This window comes from Pseudomonas sp. SWRI179, assembly GCF_014268705.1.
Classification (GTDB): domain Bacteria; phylum Pseudomonadota; class Gammaproteobacteria; order Pseudomonadales; family Pseudomonadaceae; genus Aquipseudomonas; species Aquipseudomonas zanjanensis.
The window spans coordinates 65,698-91,427 of record NZ_JABWRA010000024.1; the positions used below are offsets into that span (position 1 = coordinate 65,698).

Here is a 25,730-nt window from a genome sequence, read left to right on the forward strand (position 1 = left end):
CTTATCGTCATGAGATCCCTCGCGGATACTGGCCCACATCATCTGTGGAGAACGCACTATGCAAAAGAATCGTCTTGGATCATCGGATTTCCTGATTTCGCCCATTGGCCTGGGAACCTGGGCCATCGCCGGCACCGGCTGGGCATACAGTTGGGGCGCGCAGGATGACGAGGACAGCCTTGGCGCCCTTGAATATGCCGTCGAGCGTGGGGTGAACTGGATCGACACGGCGGCGGTTTATGGCTTGGGCCATGCCGAGCAATTGGTCGGGCAGTTGTTGCGTCGGGTACCGGCTTCGCGGCGTCCGTTGGTGTTCACCAAGGGCAGCCTGGTGTGGGACCCGGTCAGCCAGTTGATCTCACACTCGCTGAAGCCTCAGTCATTGCTCGCCGAGGTCGAGGCAAGCTTGCGTCGACTGCAAGTCGAAACCATTGACCTTTATCAGATCCACTGGCCGGCCTTTCCTGCCGACGGCAGCAGTGAAGGGATCGAGGAGGCACTTTCGGCCTTGGCCACTGCCCGCGAACAGGGAAAGATTCGCGCGATCGGCGTCTCCAATTTCGATGTTGCGCAACTCAAGCGGGCCCAGGCGGTGACCGAGATCGTCTCACTCCAGCCGCCGTATTCGGCCTTGATGCGAGACATCGAGGACGACGTCCTGCCATTTTGCGAGCAGGCGGGAATGGGGGTCCTGGCCTATTCCACCCTTCAATCGGGACTGCTTTCCGGCAGCATGACCCGCGAACGCATCGCCCAATTGCCCGACGACGATTGGCGCAAGGCGCGAAGCGCGGACTTCCAGGAGCCTCGCTTGAGCGCGAACCTGGCGCTGGTGGAGGTCTTGGCCGGTATCGGCGAGCGGCACGGGGTGAGTGCGGCGGCAGTCGCCATCGCCTGGGTGCTGCGCAAACCGGTGGTGACCGGCGCCATCGTCGGTGCCCGTCGTCCCGCCCAGGTCGATGGGTTGATTGCCGGTTCACAGCTGCGCCTCAGCGCCGAGGAAATCGACGAGATCCAACCTTTCCTGCCATTGGGCATGGGCACCAATGTCCCTGGGGGCGCTTGACGTTTACCGCGTGAGCGCTCGGGTTTGACGCTTCGTTGCATAACCGGCACTATTTGCTCGTTTGTGATCATTAGTGCTCGTTTACGCAGGTTGTAATGTCATGACTACTCCTCACGAAGCGTTCCCCGGTGAACGCCAGCAATTGATCAGCCAACGTCTCGCCCGGTATGGCCGGGTGATCGCGGCTGACTTGGCCAGCGAATTCAAGGTCTCCGAGCACTCGATCCGGCGTGACCTGGGCGCGTTGGCAGCGGCGGGGGTGTGCAAGCGCGTTTATGGTGGCGCGATCCTCGTGCCCGCGGCCGAAGGGTCGATGGAGGCGCGCGTGCGCAAAGACCCGGCGCGCAAGGGCAGCCTCGGCCAAGCCGCCGCTGCACTGTTGCGCGCGGGCCAGCACGTGTTCATCGACGCCGGGTCGACCAACCTGGCGATTGCCTGCGCCATCGATCCGCACCTGCCATTGACCCTCACCACCAACTCGCCGTTGATTGCGGTCCAGTTGATGAAACTGCCCCGGGCCGAAGTCATCCTGCTGGGCGGCCGCTTGAACCCAGTCGCCGGTGGTGTGATCGGGTTGACGGCTGTCCAGCAATTGCGCCAGTTCAGTTTTGACCTGTGTTTCCTCGGCGCCTGCGCCATCGATCCTGACAATGGCGTTACGGCGTTCGGCCTGGATGACGCGGAGTTCAAGCGCGCGGTGGTCGCGGCCAGTGGGCAGGTGATCGCGGCGGTGACCAATGAAAAGCTGTCCAGCGTTGCCCACTACCAGGTGGCCGCCTGCGAAGAAGTCGCCGCCCTGGTGGTGGAACACGACGCGCCGCGTGAGCGACTCGAACCCTTCTTCGGCCGAGTGACCAACGTCGTGACGGCGGACGGTGGACAGCGACGGGCCTGAAGTATTTGCCCAACTGGGCGGGGCAATCGAATAGATACTGCACGACCCCCATTGTCCGCCAGGCGATTTGCGTCTAGTTTGCTGGCCGATCACAAGTACAAAAAAATTAGGAGTCATCGATGCAACCGATTCGTCTCGGCCTGGTGGGCTACGGCAAGATTGCCCAGGATCAACACGTTCCAGCCATCCACGCCAACCCCGCGTTCCAACTGGTGGCGGTCGCCACGCAAGGACAGCCTTGCGCCGGGGTGGAGAACTTCCGCTCCCTGGGCGAGCTGCTGGAAAACGGTCCGCAGGTCGATGCGATTGCGTTCTGCACGCCGCCGCAAGGTCGATTCGCCCTGGTGCAACAGGCGCTGGCGGCCGGTAAACACGTCCTGGTGGAAAAGCCGCCGTGCGCCACGTTGGGTGAAGCCATGGCCTTGGTGGAGCAGGTTCGCGAGCAAGGCGTCAGCGGCCTGTTCGCCTGGCATTCCCGTTACGCCCCGGGCATCGAAGCCGCCCGTGACTGGCTGGCCAGCCGCACCTTGCAGAGCGTGCAGATCGATTGGAAGGAAGACGTGCGCAAGTGGCACCCGGGCCAGGCGTGGATCTGGCAACCCGGTGGCCTGGGCGTGTTCGATCCGGGCATCAATGCCTTGTCGATCGCCACCCATCTGCTGGCACTGCCGTTGTTCGTGGAATCGGCCGAGTTGCGCGTGCCGGACAACTGCCAGTCGCCGATTGCCGCCAGCATCAAGATGGCCGACGCGCGTCACCTCGATATCCGTGCGGAGTTCGACTTCGACCATGGTCATGACGAGCTCTGGAGCATCGAGATTCGCTGCGCCGAAGGCGTGTTGCGCCTGGACAACGGCGGTGCGTTGTTGAGCATCGACGGCGTGCGCCAGGCGGTATCCGAGGAGGGCGAGTACGCGGCGGCGTACCGGCATTTTCAACAACTGATCAACGACAAAACCAGCGACATGGACCTGCAGCCACTGCGCTTGGTCGCCGACAGCTTCTTTGTCGGCAGTCGGGCGGCGGTCGAGCCGTTCTACGATTAACCCAGGGAATTGCAGTTGAACGAACACACATTGTCCATGCGCCTGGAGCGCGTGGCGGCGCACATGCCGGCGGGCGCGCACCTGGCCGATATCGGCTCGGATCACGCTTACCTGCCGGTGGCCTTGCTGCGCCGTGGCGTCATCGCGACGGCGGTGGCCGGTGAGGTGGCATTGACGCCATTGCGCGCCGCCGAACGCACCGTGGTCGAAAATGACCTGGAGCAGCGGATCAGCGTGCGCCTGGCCAACGGCCTGGCGGCAATCGAGCCGGAGGACGGAATCACGGCGATCAGCCTCTGCGGCATGGGGGGCGAGACGATCCGCGACATCCTGGACAGTGGCAAAGCGCGGTTGAGCGGTCGGGAGCGCCTGATCCTGCAACCCAACGGCGGCGAACAACCGCTGCGCCAATGGCTGATGGAAAACGGCTACCGCATCCTCTGCGAGGAATTGCTGCGGGAAAACCGCTTCTACTACGAGATCATCGTGGCCGAGCGCGCCGGGCCGGTGGCGTACACCGCCGAGGAACTGTATTTCGGCCCGCTGCAGTTGCAAGCCCGAACCCCGGTCTTCCTGGCCAAGTGGCAGCGCCTGTTGCGCCAGAAGCAGAAGACCCTCATCAGCTTGGCCAAGGCGCGGCAAGCCGTGCCCGAGGAGAAGCTGCAAGAGATAGCCCGGCAGGTCCGCTGGATCAGCGCGCTGCTGGCTTGAGTGGCATTGAGGTTGGATGTGCCGACGTCATCGCGAGCAGGCTCGCTCCCACAAGGGGTTTTGTGGTGACTCGGGATGCAGTGACCATCCACACTTCCCTGTGGGAGCGAGCCTGCTCGCGATGAGGCCATCAGTCATTTCACCAAAATGAGCAACGCCCCGGTCCGGCCGCCCGCTTATCGACCCACCACCGGGTAGTGCTTGATACGACACGCGTACGAATTACCGTCGCCTTTACAGACGCCATCCAGGTAACGGTAGTCCACCCGTACCGACTGCCCTTTCCCGGGCCATTGCCGGCGGGGGAGCGTGGCTTGATAGTCCGGGGTTTCCGGGGTGAAGGTGAGCAACGAGCCTGGCTGCGGGCATTCCACCGAGGCGGATTTCGGCTTGACTTTCACCACCTGCGCCTGAAGCTGCGGATAGGGTCGTTTCAGCACCTCTACGACACGCAGCTCCATCTCACAGATCTGCCATGTCGAGGCCTGGACGGGCTCGCACAGCAAGGGAAGCGTCAAGGCAAGCAGTCCGAGGCATGATGCGTGAGTGTTCATCGTTGCCCTTGTTTGAAATGCTGGTGTTCGCAAAATCATAGCGCGGCATGGCGCCTTCGCCTGACTCAACCGTAAAGCCCCATCAACGAGAAAGACTTGTCCGTGGTCAGTGCGACAATCTCGGCCAGCGAATGCAGGAGCACCGGCACCAGCAGGCCACCGCTGGCCACTCTGGCGACGGCGAATACGCCGCCACAGGCGAAGATCAGCACGACCGTCAGCCAGTTTCCGTATTGGATGTGCATGCCGGCGAAGATGGCCGACGTCACGATGATCGCGATCCATGTCCAGGCACGGCTGTTCTCGTAGGGAAACAGCCGGAGCATGTAGTGGCGGAAGAATAATTCTTCGGCGATGGGCGGCAGCACGATCAGGGAGGCGATCTTGATCGTGGCCTGCCAATTGTTGAGCCCGTCCAGAAGCTCGGCCATGAACACTTCACGCGGCAACCCGAGTACGAGGACGGCGACCCCGAAAAGCAGGTAGGCCCCGATGGTGCCCATCGCTCCCCATTGCAGGGGTTTGCGGATGGAGCGACCTCGCCACTGTGAACGTAAATCGGCGCGATATTGCAAGGCGAAAAGGGCGAAGAGAAGGAGCGCGGTGATACCGGAGGTGGTCGTGAACGTCAGATAGGCCTGCATGTCTGCGGGGACGAAAAGGACCTCGGGCATCGCCGCCAGGAAGACGACCACGGTGGCCAGCACAAACATCCCGAGCCGGGGAAAGAAGCGGTAAGGCGATAGAGTGGAGGCGGGTGCAAACTCAGGGGTGGCACTTAGATTCGTCACAGTCACTCCATGAGTGCAAGGAAAAAGGCATGATGCCAGTGTTTTGATCGTCTGGGATGGGTTCCTATTGGCTTTGTGAAAAAGTCGGCAATTGGACCTGGTGGATACACCTGAACCACCGCCATCGCGAGCAGGCTCGCTCCCACACTGGATCTTCAGCAGACACAAAATCCGTGTGCACCTGGCCCCCCTGTGGGAGCGAGCTTGCTCGCGAAGAGGCCAGCACATCCAACCTCACCGCAAACTGACACACCGCCTTCGCGAGCAAGCCCGCTCCCACACTGGATCTTCAGCAGACACAAAACTCATGTACAACACAGAACCACTGTGGGAGCGGGCTTGCTCGCGAAGGGGCCAGCACATTCAACATCCATGTAACTGACCCACCGCCATCGCGAGCAGGCTCGCTCCCACACTGGATCTTCAGCAGACACAAAACTCATGTACAACACAGAACCACTGTGGGAGCGAGCCTGCTCGCGAGAGGCCAGCACATCCAACATCACTGCAAACTGACACACCGCCTTCGCGAGCAAGCCCGCTCCCACTGGAGGAGCGCGGTCTAAGCCGCCGTTACCGCAGCAACGGATATACACACGGACCCAAAGCACTCAGACCTGCTTCGCCCCCCCACCAATCTGCCAGACATACGGCGGTTCCGTCCCATTGATTTCCCAATCCCCAATAATCCGCTCCTTGTAGATCAACGGATTGTGCGAAGCGGCGGTACGGGCGTTGCGCCAGTGGCGGTCGAGGGCCTTGCTGGTGCTGGTGGCTGAGGCGCCGAGGGCATTGAACAGGTCGCTGGTGGCGCGTAGCACCAGGTCGGAGATCACCACCTGGGCCTGGGCCGACTCCAACTCGGCGGCAATGTTGGCGGTGTGTTCGGTCTCGGCGTTCTGGCTGAAGCGGCTTTCATAGGCACGTTGGGAAGCGCTCGCGGCCCGCAGGGCAGTGGCCTCGGCGGCATAGACCTGGGCCGAGGCCCGGCCGACCACTTGCTGCACCTGCACGTCCTGGCTCACTTCGCTGGCATTGCCGGTGCTGAAGACCCGGGTGCGTTTGCGCACTTGCTCGGTGATGTCATGGACCGCGGCACGGCCGGCGCCGGTCAGCACGGCGAGCAAGACCAGTTGATAAAACGCGGTCTGGTATTTGAAGCGGGTGGAGAAGTCGATGAGGTTTTGCGCCTCGACCAATGCGTTCTCGAACAGCGATGTTCCGCTGCCGGTGGTGCGTTGGCCAAAACCGTCCCAGTCATCGCTTTGCTTGACGCCCGGCTGGTGCACGCGTACGGCGGCAATCACGTCTGCACCGTTGTCGTCACGCTGGGCATACACGTCGATCCAGTCGGCGAAAATACTGCCGGTGCTGTAGTACTTGGCGCCATTGACCACCCATTGATCGCCCTGGCGGGAAACCCGGGTGACGACCTCGCCGATTTTCACCGCGCCGACTTCCGTCCAGGCGTTGCCCACCAACTCACCCTCGACGAAGCGCTTGAACCAAATGTCCTGCGGGCTGCTGGCATGGGCATTGAGACGGTCCTCGACGAATGCAAAGTGCCCGCGCAGGGCCTGGGGCAAGTTGGAATCGGCTTCGGCCAGTTCGATCAGCAGTTGCAATAGCTGCGGTAACGAGGCCCCGGCACCGCCATATTCGAGCGGTACGCGGATAGCGCCAAAGCCGGCTTCCTTCAGCCATTTCACCTGTTCAAAGGGCAGGCTGCGCGTCTGCTCCCGCTCCAGGGCGCCAGCCTGGATGCGCGCAAAGATCGGCCGGAAACGTTCGGCCAAGGGTTCGTAGTCGGTGCCAGTGGAAAGGATTGGCGGCAGGTGTTGTTGCTGTGCGGTCATGTTGATGTTCCTTCTTGATGGCGAGTAGGCGGGCAGGGGAAAAACCTGCCAGTGCCAAGGGCCTTTGCACAGTCCATGCCCGGCCCGCGACGTCCATGAATGCGGGGCCTGTACGACGCTCGTCGGTGATAGGGCTGTCCTGGCTGCGGACAATCTGTTGCGCAACTGTATGCCCGGCAACAGTTGTTGCGGCAGGCATCGAAACGCAGGTGTTCACCAGGCAACAGTGGAACAACAGCTTGCCCGTCGAGCGACAGTGAAGTGATTAGGCGGTACTTCCAACCAATTGATTATTAAAGATATATGAACGTGGCACGGTTGCTGCTCTACACCCTGTGCAGACGCTGAGGTGGCGTCTCCAGGCATGGGGTAAGTGATGAGCAAGCAATTCAAAGTGGTGGCGGTGTCAGGCAGCGTGCAGCACCCGTCACGCACCCTGGCCCTGCTCCAGGCAATAGTGGACAGGCTCGCGCAGCAACTGCCGATCGAGGTGCGCTTGATCGAACTGGCCAAGGTCGGTCCGCAGTTTGCCGGGGTGTTGCGTCGCGAGGCGTTGCCGGCTGCGGTACAGGATGACCTGCACGCCATCGAGTCGGCCGATCTGCTGATCGCTGCCAGCCCGGTCTATCGAGCCTCGTACACCGGCTTGTTCAAGCACCTGTTCGATTTCGTCCATCACGAAGCCCTTAAAAATGTTCCGGTGCTGCTCGCCGCGACAGGGGGCTCGGATCGCCATGCCTTGATCATCGATCACCAGTTGCGACCGCTGTTCGGCTTCTTCCAAGCCCTCAGCCTGCCGGTGGGCGTCTATGCCAGCGAAACCGATTTCAGCCAATACCGGATCTCCAGCGTACAGGTGCTGGACCGTATCGAGCGCGCCGTCGAATCGGCGCTGCTGAGCCTGGTCCCGAGCGCACGACGCGACGCCAGTGCCGCCTGATCCCTTTTCCCTTTCAAAACGAGCCGTGGAGTACATGCAATGAGCCAGGACACGATCAAATTTGCCTACTGGGTGCCCAACGTCAGCGGCGGACTGGTGGTCAGCAAAATCGAACAACGCACCGACTGGGGCATCGACTACAACCGCAAGCTGGCGCAGATCGCTGAAGCGGCCGGCTTCGATTACGCCTTGTCCCAGGTGCGCTTTACCGCCGGCTACGGCGCCGAATACCAGCACGAGTCCGTAGCGTTCAGTCATGCCTTGCTGGCCGCCACCACGCGCCTGAAAGTCATCGCCGCGGTGTTGCCGGGGCCGTGGACGCCGTCGGTGTTGGCCAAGCAGATCGCAACCATCGATCACCTGACGGGTGGCCGAGTGGCGGTCAACATCGTGTCGGGCTGGTTCAAGGGCGAGTTCACGGCCATTGGCGAGCCGTGGCTGGAGCACGACGAGCGCTATCGCCGTTCCGAAGAATTCATCACCGCCCTCAAGGGTATCTGGACCACCGATAACTTCACGCTGCGCGGTGACTTCTACCGCTTCCACGACTACACCCTCAAGCCGAAACCCCTGCAGCAGCACCCGGAAATTTTCCAGGGCGGCAGCTCACGTGCGGCTCGGGACATGGCCGCCCGGGTATCGGACTGGTACTTCACCAACGGCAATACCGTGGAAGGGGTCAAGGCGCAGATCGATGATCTCCAGGCAAAAGCCGCGGCCAACCACCACAAGGTCAAGGTCGGCGTGAATGCCTTTGTCATTGCCCGCGACACCGAAGAAGAGGCGCGGGCGGTCCTTGCCCAAATCATCGACCAGGCCGATCCCGAGGCCGTCAATGCCTTTGGCGACGCGGCGAAACAGGCCGGCAAGTCCAGCCCGGAAGGCGAAGGCAACTGGGCCAAGTCCAGCTTCGAAGACCTGGTGCAGTACAACGATGGCTTCAAGACCAACTTGATCGGTACCCCGCAGCAGATCGCCGAACGCATCGTCGCGCTCAAGGCCGTGGGTGTGGATCTGGTGCTTGCCGGGTTCTTGCACTTCCAGGAAGAAGTCGAGTATTTCGGCCGTAAGGTCCTGCCGTTGGTGCGTGAGCTGGAGCAACGCAAAGTGACGGCCAAAACGGCGGCGGTCGCCTAGGCGCGGGAGGCAGCAGGGCGGACGAGGGGCGAACAAGGTGCCGGGATTTAAGCACTGCGCCCCCATGAATGGGCCATCGCCGAACCGCTTTTGTGGCGAGGGAGCTTGCTCCCGCTGGGCTGCGCAGCGGCCCCAAAGCCAGTCACCGAGGTGTATCAGATGGATGTCATCCGCCTCAATGGGGGCGCTTCGCACCCCAGCGGGAGCAAGCTCCCTCGCCACAAAAGTCTGGGCGTCAGGTCGACAGGTTGACTACCCGGCCATCCCGAGTGTCCAGTGCCGGGCGGCGTCGATTGACCACCAACTCGCCAATCCTGATCAGCAACGTGCGGGTGACGTTGCGGCTCAGGCCCAGCAGGCTTGCGGTATGGACTTGATTGCAATTGGCGTATCGGTAGGCGGTGCGCAATAACTCGGCCTCGACCTTTTCATACACATCGCCATGCCCTTGCTCGAGCAGTTTCTCGAAGGCTTTCTGCAAGAGCGCCTCTGCACTTTGGGGTACAGGTTGCGACAAGTTGTCCTGGCGTTCGATGCGCAAGTTCGACAGGTGCAGGTCCTGCTCACCAATCACTTTGTTACGGCAAATCAGCAGCGTGTGGTGAATGACGTTTTCCAGCTCGCGGATATTCCCCGGCCAGGAATAATCGAGCAACTTGCGCTGCGCCTGGGCATCCAGCGTCACCTCGCCGTGACCGAGCCTGTGGCTGTATTGCGCAATGAAATGGCGTATCAGCGGCAGAATGTCGCCGGGACGTTCGCGCAGCGGCTTGAGCACCAGGCTGACCACGTTCAAGCGGTAATAGAGGTCTTCGCGAAAATGCCCGGCATTGATGGCTCTTTCCAACTGTACGTTGGTGGCCGCCAGCACGCGGACATCGATCTTGATGCTTTTGCGCGAACCCAGCCGGACCACTTCGCGTTCCTGCAGTACCCGCAGCAACTTGACCTGGATCGGCAACGGCAAATCCCCGATTTCATCGAGGAACAGGGTGCCGCCGTCCGCTTCCTCGAACCAGCCGGCCTTGGCTGTCAACGCGCCGGTAAAAGCGCCTTTTTCATGTCCGAACAGCTCGGCCTCCACCAGGCTCTCGGAAAACGCCCCGCAGTTGACCGCGACGAAGGGCTTGTGGCGACGGGCGCTGAGGTTGTGGACGTGGCGCGCCACCAGTTCCTTGCCGGTCCCGGTCTGGCCGATGATCAACACGCTGGCTTCACTGGGCGCGACTTGTTGCAGGTGAGCCAGCAAGGCGCGGGAGGTGGGGTCTTCGAAGACTTGGGCGGTGGCACGGATCGAGGTGGCCAGGCCGGGGGAGGGAGGTAGTGTTAGAAGCTGCATGACGGTGGCCCGTTAATGAGATTGCCGTGACTGAAGGTGGATGAATGCCAACATTTCCTTGAAAGCATTTCCGCGAAGCCATTGGGCTTAAGGCTTAATCTAAATGATCTAAAAAACTGATAATAAATAACTTTAAGCTATTTGCTTAGGCGACTGTGGGAGCAAGCCTCGCTCCCACAGTTCGGGGCTTGGCATTTATCCCTCAATGCGGATATGCGGGGTCACGGACATCCCCACTCGCAGTTTCGCCGCGGCGGGTTGGTCGGGGTCGATGCGAATGCGCACAGGCAAGCGCTGGACGATCTTGGTGAAGTTGCCAGTGGCGTTGTGCGGCGCAATGGCTGAATAGCTGACGCCGCTGGCAGGTCCCAGGCTTTGCACGGTGCCGAGCAGCGACTCGCCCGGCAACGCGTCGACCGTGATGTCCACAGCCTGACCCATCGCGACGCGCGCCAGCTGCGTCTCGCGGAAGTTGGCGGTGATGTAGACGGCGTCGAGCGGCACAATCGCCAGCAACGGTTGCCCGGTATTCACGAATGCGCCGATGCGCACGGATTTCTGTCCGATGGTGCCGGCGATCGGCGCCGTGATGCGGGTATAGGACAGCTTCAGTTCCTCGATGGCCTGCGTGGCTTGGGCATGGGCGAGGGCGGCCTGGGCTTTTTCCAGATCGGCCCTGAGGACATCCACCTGCTGCCGGGCCGCCTGCAGACCCGCCTCACTCCTGTCCCGACGCGCCCGTTGGATGCTCAATTGCGCTTCGGCCTGTTGTCGCGCTTGCACGGTGCCCGAGCCATCGTGGGCCAAATTGCGATACCGCGCTTGATTGGCACTGGCCAGTTTCAGCGCCGCCTCGTCCGCGGCCACCGCTGCTTGAGCCTGGCGAATGGCGGTTTGCTGCCGGCTCAGGTGCGCTTGCAGGCTGGCAATGCTGGCCCGGGCACTGGCGACCTGGGCGTTGGCCGCGTTCACGGCGGCGACGAAATCACGGTCGTCCAGTGTCGCCAACACGTCGCCTTTCTCGACCCGCTGGTTGTCTTCGATCAACACCGTCTCGATCGTACCGGACACCTGCGGCGCGACTGTGGTGAAGTCCGCGTGGACATAAGCGTCATCCGTTGACTGCGTCGATGAGCTGGATTCAGGGCGATTGGCGTAGAGCACTCCGGCGACTGCCACGGCGAGCAGCACGACACTGATGATCTGGGCTTTCTTCGGTAAGGCCATGATGAATTACCCATGTGAGGATGAGGATGAGGCGGCCTGCCTGGCAGGTGCCGGGATGTAGGCCAGCCGCAGCACGAGGGGAATCAGCAGCAGTGCCAGCAGGCCCAACGCGCGATAGGCATCGGCGATCGACAACACCAGCGACTGCTGGCTGACGATGCCCAGCAGTTCTGAGGGGAGCGGCGCCGAGGCCAGGGTATTGCTTGCCAGGGCCGCCTGGTCCAGCAACATTTCCCCATGGAAGCGGCCGCGCACGACCACGAGCTGTCCGACCAGCGCCGCGCCGAACAACGACCCGAAGGCGCGCAGGGTATTGATGGTGCCGGACACATACGGACCCTCGGCTGGCTGCACCACGCTGGTGATCAGAAACAGCATCGACACCACCGCCATCGGTTGTCCAAAGGCCTGTAGCGTTTGCGCCACGACGAACTGCTCGCGGTTCCAGTCGCTGGTCAATTGCGCGCCGCAAAGGCAGGCCAGGGCGATCAGGCACAGTCCCAACGCGAACATGAAGCGCGCATCAACCCATTTCTGGTACAGCAGCAGCGCCACCAGTGCCCCCAGGAGTAACTGCGGCAGCGCGACGATCAGCCCGATCGCGGCCATCTGCAACGGGCGATAGTCCTGCAGCGGCCCGAGGTAACTGGCCGGTAGCAACGAACTGGACAGCAGTACTACCAGCAACGAGACGAACAGGATGCAGCCCAGCCCCAGGTTGCGACGCCCGAGGATCTGCAACTTGATGAACGGCGAGGGATGAAACCATTCGGTCAACAGGTAGATCGCCAGCAAGGCCAGGCCCGCGAGCAGGGACGAGGTGATCAACGGTGAGTGAAACCAATCCAGTCGTATGCCTTGATCCAGGGCGACGGTCAGCAAACCAAGCGCCGGGACACCGCAGGCCATGCCGGCCCAATTGGCCTGGCGAAAACGTGGGAACTGGATCGGTTCCCGTGGCAGCCCCCAGGCGATCAAGCCGGCAGCGACCACGGCCAGAGGAACGATCTGCCAGTACACCCAGCGCCAGTCCTGCAGTTCGTCTGTCCAATGCCCCGCCAGCCAGATGGCCAGGTTGGGCGCGAAGGTCGCGGTCATCGCGTACATCGCCAGGCCGTACAACCGTATGGGTGGCGGCAGGAATTTCAGAGCCGCCATCATCAGCAACGGAATCGTCGTGCCGCTGGCGATGCCTTGCACAAAACGCAGGCCCAGGAGCAGATCGAGGTCATGGATGAACGGCAGGAGCAGTGCCAGCGACGTACACGTGGCGAGCGTCAACAGCTCAAGGCGCCGGAGCGAGAGCGTCAGGGCAAACCACGCGGCAAAGGGCATGGCAATCAGCTCCCCGGCGCTATACGCCGTGGTGAGCCAGGACGCATCGTCCAAGCCAAAGCCCAGTGCGCCTCTTACGTCCGCCAGCGCTAACGCGCCAACCCGGGTGTTCAGTCCCGCCATCATGGCCGCGAGGAAAATCCCGGCCAGACCGACCAGCTGGCGTTTCGACGACGTGGCCAAGGGGGCCGCGCGAGGTGCGACCTGGGTGGGCGACAACGCGATGCTGTTCATGGTTGCGGCTCCGGGTCCCAGCCGCCACCCAGGGACTTATAGAGATTGACCACGGTTAGCGTGGCGTTGGTGGCGCTGGCATTGAGGCTGGTCTGGCTGGCGAGCAGGTTCAGTTGCGCCGTGAGAACGCTCAGGTAGTCGGCGGCACCTTGCTGATAGCCGCGTTCGGCCGCGTGCAATGCCTGCCGGTTCTGCTCATACGAAACCAGCAGCTCGTCGTGTTGGCGCTGTTGCGCGGCCCAGGCGTCCAGGGCATCGTCCACTTCGTGCCAGGCGCGCAATACGGTGTGCCGATAAGCCAGGGCGGCGGTCTTTTGCCGTGATTCGTTCAAGGCCAGGCGCTGTACCAGGCGCCCGCCCTGGAAGATCGGCAGGTAAACCGTCGGCCCGACGGAAAAGAAGCGAGCGTCCCAATTGGCCAGGTCGCCGCTGTCGAAGGCTTCCACACCGATTCGTCCTTTCAGGCCGATACGTGGGTAGAAGTCGGCCTTGGCTACGCCGATGGCTGCGGTCGCGGCGTGGAGCTGCGCTTCGGCGCGCAGGATGTCGGGACGTCGCTGGGCCAGTTCAGACGGGACCCCGACCGGCACCCGAGTGGGCAGCGAAGGCAGGGGCATGGCCTGGCGCAGTTGTGCGTCGAGGGTACGAGGTGGTTCGCCCATCAACAGCGCCAGGGCATTCATTTGGGCATTGCGACGCTGGGCCAGTTCGGGAAGCATGGCCTTGATCGTCGCCAGCTGCGCGCGTGCGGAGGAGGTTTCGAAGCGTGTCGCCACGCCATTGCGCTCGCGACTTTCGGCCAGGCCCAGGGTGCGCTCGGCGATCGTCCGGTTCTGTTGGGCGATGTCCAGTTGGGCCTGGGTGCCACGCAGTTGCAGGTAGGTCCGTGCCACTTCGGCGGACAGGGCCACCCGAGCGGCTTCGCGCTCATAGACCGTCGCCTCCAGCGTCGCCGCCGCACCTTCGCGCGCGCGGCGGGCCCGGCCCCACAGGTCGATTTCCCAACTGGCATCGAAACCCATTTGCCAGAAGTTGCTGGGGGCCGTCGGGGCGCCCAGCGCGGCGAACTTGCCATGTTCACTGAGCGCCTCCCGGGCGTAACTGGCATTGGCGCCGACGCTGGGCAGCAACTGCGAAGCGGTAATCCCCAGTTGCGCTCGGCTTTGATCGATGCGTTCGGCGGCTATCTGCAAATCAAGGTTGCCGGCATGTGCCTGTGATTGCAACTGAGTGAGCAGCGGGTCGTTGAATAGTTGCCACCATTGGCTGGGAACGGCGCCGGGGAGCAGGGAGGCGTCGCGTCCATGCTCGGGGCGGAGCGTCAGTTGCGCGGCGTCAAGTTCGTTCTTGGGTTCCATGAAATCGGGGCCCACCGCGCAGCCGGTGAGGGCCAGTGTTGTGAGCACGACCATGGGTTGCAAGCGGCGTTGAAGTAGTTCGAAAAAAGCCGGCATGGGCCGTTCCCCACAAGGTTGCAGCGCCGCTGCGCGAGCGTGCGCCTGGGCTTGATCGATCCTTGGATAGCGAGTCGTCCGCTGTGGGGTCATGGTATTGAGCGGTTGCGGCGAGGGCACTTCTACATCGGTTCAGCCAAGTCATACCTCGGTGGCGGGGGATGTATACGAAGGTATGTGTTGAGCCTGGGGGTATGGTTTCTTAGCTGGGAATGGGGTGTATATCCATCAGATCGGTGGGAGCAAAGCTTGCTCGCGATAGCGGTGGCTCAATGTGCCGGACGCAGAGCCGTCTCGATGCACTCCAGCAGCTCGTCGGTATCACAAGGCTTGGGCAAACAGGCGACCAACCCCGGCGTATGCGCCCCCAGGTCCGGATAAGCGGTAATGAAGATAGTGGGAATCCGCAAGCCCATGGCTCCGAGCTGTTCATGCAGCTCCAGGCCACTCATGCCCGGCATCTGGATATCGGAAATCAGGCAATGGGTACTGGCCGGGGCTTTGGCGTCCAGGAACTCGATGGCACTGCAATAAGTTCGAACCTTGTAGCCACTGGAACGCAACAGGCTATCCAGGGCTGTCCGAACGGATTCGTCATCGTCAACAACGGCGATAATCCTCGTGTTGCGTATCTGCGTGGCTTGCGTCATAGGGGTCGCTCGTAACAGCGCCTGTCGTGACTACACGATACGCGGTCTCATAGGGGGCAGAAGTATACCTGCGTATAACGGCCTAAGACCTAAGGGTCGGTGCCTTGTGCCTGGTGCAGCACCAGGCCATGAAAAAATTGTGAAGCGCTTTCGTGAGGCGCTAATCTAAAGAGCGCAACACACCCCGTCCTGGATCCCGGCACATGCTTCACCCTCAGGCATCCAGCGCAGCCACGGAAGTCGCCTCCTGGTGACGACATCGGCAAGTGCAACATGACACTGGACGACAGCCGACGGCAAAGTGCGGCAGACCAAACAAAATAGTGCTCCTGTGCCGATGGAATAACAGCATGCAAATATTATGGGACGATGGTGAGCGTATCTTCTGTCGGGAATTGCGCTCGGGTGTGGACGGCGACGATACGGTCCTGGTGGCCCGGCCCGCGACCGAACAGCCTCGCCCTGGTTGCCTTGACCGGCTTGTCCATGAGTTTGGCCTGAAGGATGAACTCGATGGCGCCTGGTCGGTACAACCCCTCGACATGGTGCGCGAAGGGCCCCAGGTGCAACTGGTGCTCGCGGATCCCGGCGGCGTGCCGCTCGTGCAACTGTTGATCGCACCGATGGAAACGACGACGTTCCTGCGCCTTGCGGTGAGCATTGCCGTGGCGCTGGGCAAGCTCCATCAGCGCGGCATCGTCCACAAGGACATCAAGCCCAGTCACATCCTGGTGAATTGCGACGATGGCCAGGCACGGCTCACCGGGTTCGGCCTGGCCTCGCGGCTGCCGCGCGAGCGCCAGGCCCCCGAGACCCTGGCCGGCACGCTCGCCTACATGGCCCCCGAGCAGACCGGCCGAATGAATCGCTCGATCGATTCGCGCAGTGACCTGTATTCCTTCGGCATAACGCTCTATCAGATGTTGACGGGATCGCTGCCGTTCACTGCGTCCGACCCGATAGAGTGGGTCCACTGCCATATCGCCAAAATGCCTTCGCCGCCCAGTGTGCGGGTCGAAACCATCCCCGAGATACTGTCCCAAATTGTCATGAAGCTGCTCGCCAAGACCGCCGAGGAGCGCTACCAGACGGCCGCGAGTGTCGAACATGATCTGCGCCGTTGCCTGGCGCATTGGACACAATCGCGGCACATCGATGCCTTTGCCCTGGGCGAACAGGGCGCCTCCGATCAACTGTTGATCCCTGAGAAGCTCTACGGCCGTGAGCGTGAAGTCGAGACGCTGGTTACCGCGTTCGGTCGGGTGGTCGAAACCAGCGCGCCGGAACTGGTGCTGGTGACGGGCTACTCCGGTATCGGCAAGTCCTCGGTGGTCAATGAGCTGCACAAGGTCCTGGTTCCACCGCGCGGCCTCTTCGCCAGTGGCAAATTCGACCAATACCGGCGAGACATTCCTTACTCGACCCTGGTGCAGGCCTTCCAGAGCCTGGTGCGCACGTTGCTGGGCAAAAACGACACGGAACTGGCGCATTGGCGCGAGGCGTTGCTGGATGCGCTGGATGCCAATGCGCGGCTCATGACCGATCTGATTCCCGAACTCAAACTCATCATCGGCGAGCCGCCAGCGGTCCTGGCACTTGACCCCCAACAGGAGCAACGCCGCTTCTTACTGATATTCAGGCGCTTCATCGGTGTGTTCGCCCGCGCGGACCATCCGCTCGCCCTGTTTCTTGACGACTTGCAGTGGCTGGACGCGGCGACGCTCGACCTGCTGGAGGATCTGCTGACCAGCGCCGATGTGCGCCACCTGATGCTGGTGGGGGCCTACCGCAGCAACGAGGTGGACGCCACGCACCCGTTGACGGGCAAGCTCAAGGCTATTCGGAGCGCTGGGGGCAAGATCAGCGAGATCACCCTGGCGCCCCTCGTCAAGGTGCACGTCGAGCAGTTGATCGCCGAAGCCCTGCATGACGCCCTTGATCGTGTCGAGCCGCTGGCGCAACTGGTGCTGGACAAGACCGCGGGCAACCCATTCTTCGTGATCCAATTCCTGCAGGCCCTCGCTGACGAGCGATTGCTGACTTTCGATCACGAGGCGCGGCAGTGGTGGTGGGATCCGCAGCGCATTCACGCCAAGGGCTACACCGACAACGTCGTCGACCTGATGGTTGGCAAATTGGTCCGCTTGCCCGCCGACACGCAGCAGGCATTGCAGCAACTGGCGTGCCTGGGCAACGTGGCTGGGCTCAAGGCGCTCTCCACCGTTCTGGACATCTCCCTGACTCAGGTCCGGGCGGTTATGTGGCAGGCGGTCCGCCAGGAACTGGTCGAGCGGCTGGACGATGCCTATGGATTCGTTCACGACCGCATTCATGAGGCCGCTTACTCGCTGATCCCCCAGGCTGCGCGTGCCGAGACGCACCTGCGCATTGGACGGTTGCTCGCGGCACAAACGGACGCCCAAGCGCTTGAAGAGGCGATCTTTGAAATTGCCGGCCAGCTCAATCGTGGCGCGGCATTGCTCACCGACCGGGCTGAGCGGGAGCAGTTGGCTGAATTCAACCTGCTGGCCGGCCAGCGGGCCAAGGCCTCGACGGCCTATGCTTCGGCACTCAACTACCTGGCCACCGGCGTGCAGTTGCTGGATGAGGACTGCTGGACAGGGCGTCATGACTTGATTTTCGGGTTGGAATTGAACCGGGCCGAATGCGAGTTCCTTACCGGACAACTCGGTGCCGCGGACGAACGCCTGAAGGCCTTGGCCGACCGCGCCGTGACGGTGATCGAGCGGGCCAACGTGGCGTGCCTGCTGATGGACGTCTACCTGCTCCTGGATCGCAGCGACGGTGCGGTGGCCGTCTGCCTCGACTACCTGCGTCATGTGGGGATCGAGTGGTCGGCCCACCCGAGCGACGACGATGTGCGTCACGAGTACGAGCGCATCGGGGAACTGCTTGAAGGCCGGGCCATCGAGGACCTCATCGATCTGCCGCTGATGGTGGACGCCACCTCCCTGGCGACGCTCAACGCACTGGGTAAGCTCTTTGCGCCGGCCTTGCAGAGTGAAGCGAACCTGGCGGACCTGTTGATCTGCAAGGCGGTCACCTTGAGCCTGGAGCAGGGCAACTGCGATGCGTCCTGCGTGCTCTACGCCAATCTGTTCCGAGTCGCCGGCCGGCGGTTCGGTGACTACCAGATGGGATTCCGCTTTGGCCAGCTTGGTTGCGACCTCATTGAAAAACGCGACCTGCGGCGATTCGAGGCCAGTACCTACCTCTGTTTTTCATGCTTTGCCGTGCGTTGGATGAAGCCGGTGGGGCAATGCCGGGACCTGTTGCGTCGTTCGTTTGCGGCGGCGAATCGGATCGGTGACCTGCCGTATGGAGCCTACGCCGGCAACAACCTCACCGCCGATCTGCTGTTCGCTGGCGAGCCGTTGATCGATGTACAAGAAGAAGCCGAGCGGGGCCTGGCCTACGCCAAGAGGGTGCACTTCGGGCTGGTGACCGATTTTATTATCGCCCAGCTGGCGCTGATCCGAATGCTTCGGGGCGTGACGCTGACGTTCGGCTGCCTGGACGACGGCCAGTTGAACGAGCCGGCCATCGAAACCCACTTGTCCGGCAACCCGGATCTGGTCCTGGCTGAATGTTTGTATTGGGTCCGCAAACTGCAGGCCCGCTACCTGGCCGACGATCCTGAAGCGGCCATGGCGGCCGCTGCCAAGGCCCAGGGTTTGCTCTGGGTTTGCCAGTCGTTCTTCGAGGAAGCCGAATACCATTTCTATGGCGCCCTGACGCGGGCCGCCTATTGCGACCGTGTGCCGGTGGACGCGCGCGAACCTCACTGGGTGGAGTTGGCGGCCAATTACCGCCAGCTCCAGACATGGGCACAGCAGTGTCCAGAGAACTTCGCCAGCCGCACCGCGTTGGTGGGTGCCGAAATGGCCCGGGTCGAAGGGCGTGTGGTCGATGCCGAGTCGCTGTACGAGCAAGCCATCCATGCCGCGCAGCAAAGCGGTTTTGTCCATATCGAGGCGCTGGCCAACGAGCTTGCAGCGCGCTTTTACGCTGCCCGTGGTTTCGACAAGATCGCCCGCGTCTATCTCCAGGATGCTCGTTACGCCTACCAGCGTTGGGGCGCTGAGGGCAAAGTGCGGCAGTTGGAGCAGACCTATCCATTGCTGAGGACCGAAGCGCCTGTGCCCGGGCCAACGACGACGATGACGACGCCGGTCGAGCACCTGGACCTGGCCACCGTACTCAAGGTCTCCGAGGCGGTGTCGGGGGAAATCGTGCTGGATAAACTGATCGACATGGTCATGTGCACGGCGATCGAACAGGCCGGCGCCGAACGCGGGTTATTGATCCTGTCCAGCGACGGCGAGTACCGAGTCGCGGCGCAGGTGACCACCGGCAACCACGTAACGCAAATCCACAATGCCCCGGTGAGCGCGGCACTGTTGCCGGAGTCGATTCTCTACCACGTCCTGCGCACCGGGGAGAGCGTTTTTCTTGACGATGCCCTGATCGCGGCGCCGTTTGCCGCGGACCCGTATATCCGCCAGCAGCGTGCCCGCTCGATTCTCTGCGTGCCGTTGCTGAACCAGGCCAAGCTCGTCGGCGCGCTCTATCTGGAAAACAATCTGGCTGCCCATGTGTTCAATCCGACCCGTATCGCCGTGTTGAAACTCTTGGCGTCCCGTGCGGCCATCTCTTTGGAAAATGCCCGCTTGTATCGCGAAGTCGCCGAGCGCGAAGCGAGGATCCGGCGCCTGGTGGACGCCAACATCATTGGCATTCTGTTTTGGAATGCCGATGGCGACATTATCGAAGCCAACGATGCCTTTCTGCGCATGGTCGGCTACGAGCGCGAAGACCTGGCCTTGGGCCGCCTGGGCTGGCGGGACCTGACGGTGCCGGAGTTCCGCGAACTGAGCGAACGCTCCCTGGCCCAGGCATTGCTCACCGGGCACGCCCGGCCTTATGAAAAGGAATATTTTCGCAAGGATGGCAGCCGCCTGCCGGTCATCGTCGGCCTGGCGCTGTTCGAGGCCAATAGCAGGGAAGGGGTCGCCTTCGTGGTGGACCTGACCGAACGCCGGCAGGCGGAAGAAAAGATCCGCGAAAGCGAGCGACGTTATCGCGAGGTGCAAACCGAGCTGGCCCACGCCAACCGAGTCGCGACCATGGGGCAGTTGGTGGCTTCGATCGCCCATGAAGTCAACCAGCCGATTGCCGCGACGATCCTCAATGCCGATGCCGCCCTGCGTTGGCTGAACACCCAGCCACCCGAGATCGAGGAAGTCCGCCAGGTACTGGGGCGCCTCATCTACGACGCCAATCGGGCGGCGGACGTGTTGGGGCGGATCCGTGGGCATATCCGCAAGGCGCCGCCACAAAAAGGCCCGGTGGACATCAACATTGCCATTGGCGAAATGATCGAGTTTACCCGCGGCCAGATCATCAAGAGCGGCGTCTCGATCCAGACGCACCTGGCCGACGGTTTGCCGCTCATCCAAGGTGACCGGGTCGAGCTGCAACAAGTGCTGCTCAACCTGATCATGAATGCGCTCGAAGCGATGAGCTGCGTCAACGAGGGCGAACGGCAGTTGTGGATCTGCGCAACGTCAGAGGGGGCCGATTGGGTGCTGGTGAGTGTGAGCGATTCGGGGCCGGGGTTCGCCTCGGAAAACGTCGACCAGGTGTTCACGTCGTTCTACACCACCAAACCCACCGGGCTGGGCTTGGGGTTATCGATCTGTCGTTCGATCATCGAGTCCCACGGCGGTTGCCTGAAGGCCTGCGTCAATCAGCCTCGCGGCGCTACCGTTCAATTCACGTTGCCCATCGTCCAGGGGGAAACGCCTGCCTGAGGACTCGACAGCGTTCGATTCATACTTAGGTTTAAAGGCTGCATATCAATAGATCACCGGTTCCACTCCCACGTACAAATGCAACGTCGCAACCCGGGCGATAGATTGGCCTCACGGGTTGCGGAGTGTGAGCCATGATCGATTTAACCCACCGGGCAATGGATGGACTTTCTGCGCTTCGTTCGGTCGCGCTGGTTTTGATGGCGCTCGTCACGGCGAGCGCTTTCTATCGCCTGGGTACGCCGATGCTGGACGGGCAGGGGTGCGCAGCGGCCCGCAATCGCGGTCTGTCTGATATCGCCTTGAAATGGGTGCATGTCGAACGGTCTGGGGCCACGTTGCCGATCGGCGCGCACCTGATCAGCCCACGGGGGTTCTATCTCCATCACGGGATCTACCTGGGCGACCTGAAAGTCGCCCACTACTCCGGCTTCAGCGGTTCGCTGAGATCCGGCCCCATCGAAGTGATCGACCTTGAACATTTCGCCCATGGCAAACCGGTCTGGATAGCACAGGAACCGTATGAATTTTCCAATGATGAAGTCGTCAGGCGGGCGCTTTCACGGATCGGTGAGAACCGCTATCGGATTCTGTCCAACAACTGCGAACACTTTTGCAACTGGTGCATCAGCGGAAAACACTACAGCGCTCAGGTCGACGCTTATTTCCAGCGTCCCCGTGATCTATTCGCTTTAATTTCGACGCTGGAGCCGCAGCTGATTGCCTAGGTACAGCGCAGGCTGGACAAGGTCGCTGTGCTACACTTTTTTTTCGTTTCGGTCGCCGGAAGGGTCGTGAATGAACGGTAATGCTTCATCCAATGAGGCGGGTCTCAAAGGTTCTATTGTGTTCGTGGTGGATGACGATGCCTCCATGCGCGATGCGTTGAGCAACCTGCTGCGCTCGGTCGGGATCCGCGTCGAGACGTTCGCCTCCACGGCGGATTTTCTTCGGCAGCCGAAGACCGAGTGCCCCAGTTGCCTGGTCCTCGATGTACGGTTGCAAGGCGCCAGTGGCCTCGACTTCCAGGCGCAGTTGGCGGAGTCGAATACGAATATCCCGATCATCTTCATCACCGGCCACGGCGACATCGAAATGTCGGTCAAGGCGATGAAAGCCGGTGCCGTGGATTTCCTGGCGAAACCTTTCCGTGAACAGAACCTGTTGGATGCGGTGTCCGCCGCGCTTCAGGCGGATGTCCGGCGACGGCAGGTCGAACAACAGTTTGCCGATCTGCATGCCCGCTACCAGACGCTCACCGCCCGTGAAAAAGAGGTCATGGGTTTTGCGGTCACGGGGTTGATGAACAAGCAGATCGCCGGGCAAATGAACCTGAGCGAAATCACGGTGAAGATCCATCGCGCCCATGCGATGAAAAAAATGTGCGCCAGGTCGTTTGCGGACCTGGTCCGGATGGCCGAGGCGTTGGGCTCCGGGCAGAGTCGGTGAGCGTTCTCAACGGCTGCGCAGCCGAGCGGGAGCAAGCTCCCTCGCCACGGGGGCAGCGTTGTCTGGGCTGGCGCCATCGCGAGCAAGTTCGCGCTCACAGGGGAGTTACCCTTGGAATGCAAAAAGCCCCGTCACAGTGGACGGGGCTTTTGACTTGCCGCTTGAAGCTTACAACTCGGGGCTGCCCTTAGAACACCACACCCTGGCTGCGCAGGTAGTCGTCGTAGGTGCCGCTGAAGTCGACCACGCCGTCGGCGCTCAGCTCGATGATGCGGGTGGCCAGGGACGATACGAACTCTCGGTCATGGCTGACGAAGATCAGCGTGCCTGGGTAGTTTTCCAGCGCCAGGTTCAGCGCTTCGATGGACTCCATGTCCAAGTGGTTGGTCGGTTCGTCCATCACCAGCACGTTCGGCTTTTGCAGGATCAGCTTGCCGAACAGCATGCGGCCCTGTTCACCACCGGAAATAACCTTGACCGACTTGAGGATCTCGTCGTTGGAAAACAGCATGCGGCCCAAAGTGCCACGCACCAGCTGCTCGCCACCCTGGGTCCACTGGCCCATCCAGTCGAACAGGTTGACGTCGTCTTCGAAGTCATGGGCATGGTCCTGGGCGTAGTACCCCAGTTCCGCGGCGTCGGTCCATTTCACCGTACCGGCATCCGGTTCCAGTTCATTGACCAGGGTGCGCAGCAAGGTGGTCTTGCCGATACCGTTCGGGCCAATGATCGCCACGCGCTCGCCGGCTTCGACGGTGAAGCTGAAATCCTTGAACAGCGGCTTGCCGTCAAAGCCCTTGGCCATGCGTTCGACGATGACCGCCTGGCGGTGCAGTTTCTTGGTCTGCTCGAAGCGGATGAACGGGCTGACGCGGCTCGATGGCTTGACCTCGGCCAGTTGGATCTTGTCGATCTGCTTGGCGCGGGAGGTGGCCTGCTTGGCTTTCGAGGCGTTGGCCGAGAAGCGGCTGACGAACGACTGCAGTTCGGAAATCTGCGCTTTCTTCTTGGCGTTGTCCGACAGCAGTTGCTCGCGGGACTGGGTCGCCACGGTCATGTACTCATCGTAGTTGCCCGGGAACAGGCGCAGCTCGCCGTAGTCCAGGTCCGCCATGTGGGTGCAGACACTGTTCAGGAAGTGACGGTCGTGGGAGATGATGATCATCAGGCTCGAACGCTGGGTCAGCACGTTTTCCAGCCAGCGGATGGTGTTGATATCCAGGTGGTTGGTCGGTTCGTCGAGCAGCAGCACTTCCGGGTCGGAGAACAGCGCCTGGGCCAGCAGTACACGCAGCTTCCAGCCTGGCGACACTTCGCTCATCGGGCCGAAATGCTGTTCGATGCCAATCCCCAGGCCCAGCAGTAGTTCACCGGCGCGGGATTCGGCGGTGTAGCCGTCCATCTCGGCAAATTCGGTTTCGAGCTCGGCCACGGCCATGCCGTCTTCTTCGGTCATTTCCGGCAGCGAATAGATGCGATCGCGCTCGGCCTTGACCTTCCACAGCTCTTCGTGACCCATGATCACGGTGTCGATCACGGTGAATTCTTCGTAGGCGAACTGGTCCTGGCGAAGTTTGCCCAGGCGCACGTTCGGCTCGAGCATGACCTGGCCACCGGACGGCTCGAGGTCGCCACCGAGGATTTTCATGAAGGTCGACTTGCCGCAACCGTTGGCGCCGATCAGACCGTAGCGGTTGCCCGCGCCGAATTTGACAGAGACGTTTTCGAACAGTGGCTTGGCGCCGAACTGCATCGTGATGTTAGCTGTAGAGATCAAAGGTTTATCCTGCGGAACATTCAGAGTAGCTAAGGGTGCGGCAGTACCTGTTCAGTACCTGTTTGCGCACGTCCCGACCGCGCAAAGGCGTCGCGGTCGCAAGCGCAAGGGTCCATCCGGCATAAGAGGACAGCAGCATACGGAGCGCCCGGCCCGGGTAGACGTGCGCCGAAACCGCAGTTTGCGGCATCGGCCAAAGGGAGCGCGTGATAATTGGCGGCGATTGTACTGATCTGGCCGCATTAACGATAGGGTATTGCCCGGACAAGACAGTTTTTCACAACTTCAGGATAACTTTTGGTTACAAACTCTGGCTAAAATGCCACCTCACCCAATGCCATCTCCCTTGCCGCTTGGTTGGCCCGGAGACGCAGCCTGTTCACTCCCTGCTTTGTGACGGACTTTCGTGAAGCTCATCATTGTCGCGATCTACCTCCTCTCCATCGGCTACGTCCACCTGCGTGGACGCGTGCGGCATAAGGTCGGACGCCAGCTGAGCGATCATTCGTCTTTTCTCGCACCGATCAATTGCCTGCTTTACCTGTGCTCGAAACTGCCCAACAGGCCTTTCCTGAGCCCGACGCAGTTCCCGGACCTGAGTCCGCTGCAGGCTCATTGGGAAGAAATCCGGGCCGAAGGCCAGAGCCTGCTGCGGGCGGGGGAGATCAAGCGTTCCAATCAGTACGACGACGTGGGTTTCAACTCATTCTTCAAGACCGGCTGGAAACGTTTCTACCTGAAGTGGTACGGCGACAGCCATCCGTCGGCCATGAAATTGTGCCCACGCACCACCGAACTGGTGCAGAGCATCGGGTCGATCAAGGCGGCGATGTTTGCCGAGTTGCCGCCGGGGTCGAAGCTGGTCCGGCACCGCGACCCATATGCCGGGTCCTATCGCTATCACTTGGGCCTGGAAACGCCCAACGATGCCGGCTGCTACATCAATGTCGATGGCGAGGCTTATCACTGGCGTGATGGCGAAGCGGTGATTTTTGACGAAACGTTCATTCATTACGCCGAGAACACCACCGACCAGAACCGCATCATCCTGTTCTGCGACGTGGAGCGGCCGATGAAGTTTCCCTGGGCCACGGCGTTCAACCGCTGGTTCAGCCGCACCGTGATGGCGGCGGCCGGCGCGCCCAACGACGCGGGCGACAGGACGGGCGGCCTGAACCGGGCATTCTCCAGGCTCTACAAGATACGTTTGCAAGGCAAGGCCCTGAAAAAGCGCAACCGCAGGTTGTACTACCTGCAGAAGTGGGCATTTTTCGGTGGATTACTGGCGATCTTCGTTTGGATCTAAACCCCGTAGGAGCTGGCGAAGCCTGCGATCTTTTGATCTTGATCTTGATCTTGATCTTGATCTTGATCTTGATCTTGATCTTGATCTTGATCTTGATCTTGATCTTGATCTTGATCTTGATCTTGATCT

At 61.6% G+C, this 25,730-nt stretch carries 19 protein-coding genes; 10 read left to right on the forward strand and 9 right to left on the reverse strand.

Annotation, left to right across the window (positions count from 1 at the left end):
• Positions 1-58 precede the first annotated feature (58 nt).
• From HU767_RS15605 to HU767_RS15620, 4 genes are all read left to right on the forward strand, one after another.
• Positions 59-1,066 (forward strand): aldo/keto reductase, encoded by a 1,008-nt coding sequence (locus HU767_RS15605; RefSeq protein ID WP_186729919.1) that lies wholly within the window; start codon positions 59-61, stop codon positions 1,064-1,066.
• Between the two features lie 100 nt (positions 1,067-1,166).
• Positions 1,167-1,961, forward strand: coding sequence for a DeoR/GlpR family DNA-binding transcription regulator (locus HU767_RS15610; protein WP_186729920.1), 795 nt, complete (start codon positions 1,167-1,169; stop codon positions 1,959-1,961).
• Between the two features lie 119 nt (positions 1,962-2,080).
• Complete coding sequence (locus tag HU767_RS15615; protein WP_186729921.1) at positions 2,081-3,007, forward strand: Gfo/Idh/MocA family oxidoreductase; 927 nt, start codon at positions 2,081-2,083, stop codon at positions 3,005-3,007.
• Between the two features lie 15 nt (positions 3,008-3,022).
• The gene (locus HU767_RS15620) at positions 3,023-3,718 is read left to right on the forward strand and encodes a tRNA (adenine(22)-N(1))-methyltransferase TrmK (protein ID WP_186729922.1); all 696 of its coding nucleotides are present in this window, start codon (positions 3,023-3,025) and stop codon (positions 3,716-3,718) included.
• Positions 3,719-3,894: 176 nt separating this feature from the next.
• On the opposite strand, the gene HU767_RS15625 is transcribed toward HU767_RS15620, so the two are convergent.
• The 3 genes from HU767_RS15625 to HU767_RS15635 form a co-directional block, all read right to left on the reverse strand.
• Positions 3,895-4,272 carry a hypothetical protein gene (locus HU767_RS15625; protein ID WP_186729923.1) on the reverse strand — a complete coding sequence of 126 codons (378 nt, stop codon included), beginning with the start codon at positions 4,270-4,272 and terminating at the stop codon, positions 3,895-3,897.
• Between the two features lie 65 nt (positions 4,273-4,337).
• Positions 4,338-5,063 (reverse strand): type II CAAX endopeptidase family protein, encoded by a 726-nt coding sequence (locus HU767_RS15630; RefSeq protein WP_346343470.1) that lies wholly within the window; start codon positions 5,061-5,063, stop codon positions 4,338-4,340.
• A 611-nt stretch (positions 5,064-5,674) separates the two neighbouring features.
• Positions 5,675-6,919 (reverse strand): acyl-CoA dehydrogenase family protein, encoded by a 1,245-nt coding sequence (locus tag HU767_RS15635; RefSeq protein WP_186709419.1) that lies wholly within the window; start codon positions 6,917-6,919, stop codon positions 5,675-5,677.
• 376 nt (positions 6,920-7,295) lie between these two features.
• On the opposite strand from HU767_RS15635, the gene msuE reads away from it, so the two are divergent.
• Both msuE and sfnG read left to right on the forward strand, forming a co-directional pair.
• Positions 7,296-7,859, forward strand: coding sequence for an FMN reductase (gene msuE, locus HU767_RS15640; protein WP_186709416.1), 564 nt, complete (start codon positions 7,296-7,298; stop codon positions 7,857-7,859).
• A 39-nt stretch (positions 7,860-7,898) separates the two neighbouring features.
• Complete coding sequence (gene sfnG, locus HU767_RS15645; protein ID WP_186709414.1) at positions 7,899-8,996, forward strand: dimethylsulfone monooxygenase SfnG; 1,098 nt, start codon at positions 7,899-7,901, stop codon at positions 8,994-8,996.
• A gap of 235 nt (positions 8,997-9,231) precedes the next feature.
• On the opposite strand, the gene HU767_RS15650 is transcribed toward sfnG, so the two are convergent.
• From HU767_RS15650 to HU767_RS15670, 5 genes are all read right to left on the reverse strand, one after another.
• On the reverse strand, positions 9,232-10,335 hold the full coding sequence (locus HU767_RS15650; RefSeq protein ID WP_186729924.1) for a sigma-54 dependent transcriptional regulator: 1,104 nt from the start codon (positions 10,333-10,335) through the stop codon (positions 9,232-9,234).
• 195 nt (positions 10,336-10,530) lie between these two features.
• On the reverse strand, positions 10,531-11,562 hold the full coding sequence (locus HU767_RS15655) for an HlyD family secretion protein (RefSeq protein WP_186729925.1): 1,032 nt from the start codon (positions 11,560-11,562) through the stop codon (positions 10,531-10,533).
• A gap of 6 nt (positions 11,563-11,568) precedes the next feature.
• Positions 11,569-13,131, reverse strand: a complete 1,563-nt coding sequence (locus tag HU767_RS15660) for an MFS transporter (RefSeq protein WP_186709408.1) — start codon at positions 13,129-13,131, stop codon at positions 11,569-11,571.
• Positions 13,128-14,585, reverse strand: a complete 1,458-nt coding sequence (locus tag HU767_RS15665; protein ID WP_186729926.1) for an efflux transporter outer membrane subunit — start codon at positions 14,583-14,585, stop codon at positions 13,128-13,130. Before HU767_RS15665 ends, HU767_RS15660 begins: the two co-directional genes overlap by 4 nt.
• A 269-nt stretch (positions 14,586-14,854) precedes the next feature.
• Positions 14,855-15,235 (reverse strand): response regulator, encoded by a 381-nt coding sequence (locus HU767_RS15670; RefSeq protein ID WP_186709405.1) that lies wholly within the window; start codon positions 15,233-15,235, stop codon positions 14,855-14,857.
• Positions 15,236-15,585: 350 nt separating this feature from the next.
• Here HU767_RS15670 and HU767_RS15675 point away from each other — a divergent pair, with 350 nt between their 5' ends.
• The 3 genes from HU767_RS15675 (at position 15,586) to HU767_RS15685 (ending at position 22,518) form a co-directional block, all read left to right on the forward strand.
• Positions 15,586-21,069, forward strand: a complete 5,484-nt coding sequence (locus tag HU767_RS15675; RefSeq protein WP_186729927.1) for an ATP-binding sensor histidine kinase — start codon at positions 15,586-15,588, stop codon at positions 21,067-21,069.
• 134 nt (positions 21,070-21,203) lie between these two features.
• Positions 21,204-21,797: a lecithin retinol acyltransferase family protein gene (locus HU767_RS15680; RefSeq protein WP_186729928.1), complete on the forward strand. Its 594-nt coding sequence runs from the start codon at positions 21,204-21,206 to the stop codon at positions 21,795-21,797.
• Positions 21,798-21,867: 70 nt separating this feature from the next.
• On the forward strand, positions 21,868-22,518 hold the full coding sequence (locus HU767_RS15685) for a response regulator transcription factor (RefSeq protein WP_186709398.1): 651 nt from the start codon (positions 21,868-21,870) through the stop codon (positions 22,516-22,518).
• Positions 22,519-22,705: 187 nt separating this feature from the next.
• On the opposite strand, the gene HU767_RS15690 is transcribed toward HU767_RS15685, so the two are convergent.
• Positions 22,706-24,295: an ABC-F family ATPase gene (locus tag HU767_RS15690; protein WP_003181279.1), complete on the reverse strand. Its 1,590-nt coding sequence runs from the start codon at positions 24,293-24,295 to the stop codon at positions 22,706-22,708.
• Between the two features lie 406 nt (positions 24,296-24,701).
• On the opposite strand from HU767_RS15690, the gene lpxO reads away from it, so the two are divergent.
• Positions 24,702-25,601 (forward strand): lipid A hydroxylase LpxO, encoded by a 900-nt coding sequence (lpxO, locus tag HU767_RS15695; RefSeq protein WP_186709397.1) that lies wholly within the window; start codon positions 24,702-24,704, stop codon positions 25,599-25,601.
• Positions 25,602-25,730 lie beyond the last annotated feature (129 nt).

Excerpts from the sequence above, each read along its gene's own strand:
- HU767_RS15605 (WP_186729919.1), top strand. The coding sequence starts at position 59 with ATGCAAAAGAATCGTCTTGGATCATCGGATTTCCTGATTTCGCCCATT.
- HU767_RS15610 (WP_186729920.1), top strand. The coding sequence starts at position 1,167 with ATGACTACTCCTCACGAAGCGTTCCCCGGTGAACGCCAGCAATTGATC.
- HU767_RS15615 (WP_186729921.1), top strand. The coding sequence starts at position 2,081 with ATGCAACCGATTCGTCTCGGCCTGGTGGGCTACGGCAAGATTGCCCAG.
- HU767_RS15625 (WP_186729923.1), bottom strand. The coding sequence starts at position 4,272 with ATGAACACTCACGCATCATGCCTCGGACTGCTTGCCTTGACGCTTCCC.
- HU767_RS15635 (WP_186709419.1), bottom strand. The coding sequence starts at position 6,919 with ATGACCGCACAGCAACAACACCTGCCGCCAATCCTTTCCACTGGCACC.
- msuE (WP_186709416.1), top strand. The coding sequence starts at position 7,296 with ATGAGCAAGCAATTCAAAGTGGTGGCGGTGTCAGGCAGCGTGCAGCAC.
- sfnG (WP_186709414.1), top strand. The coding sequence starts at position 7,899 with ATGAGCCAGGACACGATCAAATTTGCCTACTGGGTGCCCAACGTCAGC.
- HU767_RS15650 (WP_186729924.1), bottom strand. The coding sequence starts at position 10,335 with ATGCAGCTTCTAACACTACCTCCCTCCCCCGGCCTGGCCACCTCGATC.
- HU767_RS15655 (WP_186729925.1), bottom strand. The coding sequence starts at position 11,562 with ATGGCCTTACCGAAGAAAGCCCAGATCATCAGTGTCGTGCTGCTCGCC.
- HU767_RS15660 (WP_186709408.1), bottom strand. The coding sequence starts at position 13,131 with ATGAACAGCATCGCGTTGTCGCCCACCCAGGTCGCACCTCGCGCGGCC.
- HU767_RS15665 (WP_186729926.1), bottom strand. The coding sequence starts at position 14,585 with ATGCCGGCTTTTTTCGAACTACTTCAACGCCGCTTGCAACCCATGGTC.
- HU767_RS15670 (WP_186709405.1), bottom strand. The coding sequence starts at position 15,235 with ATGACGCAAGCCACGCAGATACGCAACACGAGGATTATCGCCGTTGTT.
- HU767_RS15675 (WP_186729927.1), top strand. The coding sequence starts at position 15,586 with ATGCAAATATTATGGGACGATGGTGAGCGTATCTTCTGTCGGGAATTG.
- HU767_RS15680 (WP_186729928.1), top strand. The coding sequence starts at position 21,204 with ATGATCGATTTAACCCACCGGGCAATGGATGGACTTTCTGCGCTTCGT.
- HU767_RS15685 (WP_186709398.1), top strand. The coding sequence starts at position 21,868 with ATGAACGGTAATGCTTCATCCAATGAGGCGGGTCTCAAAGGTTCTATT.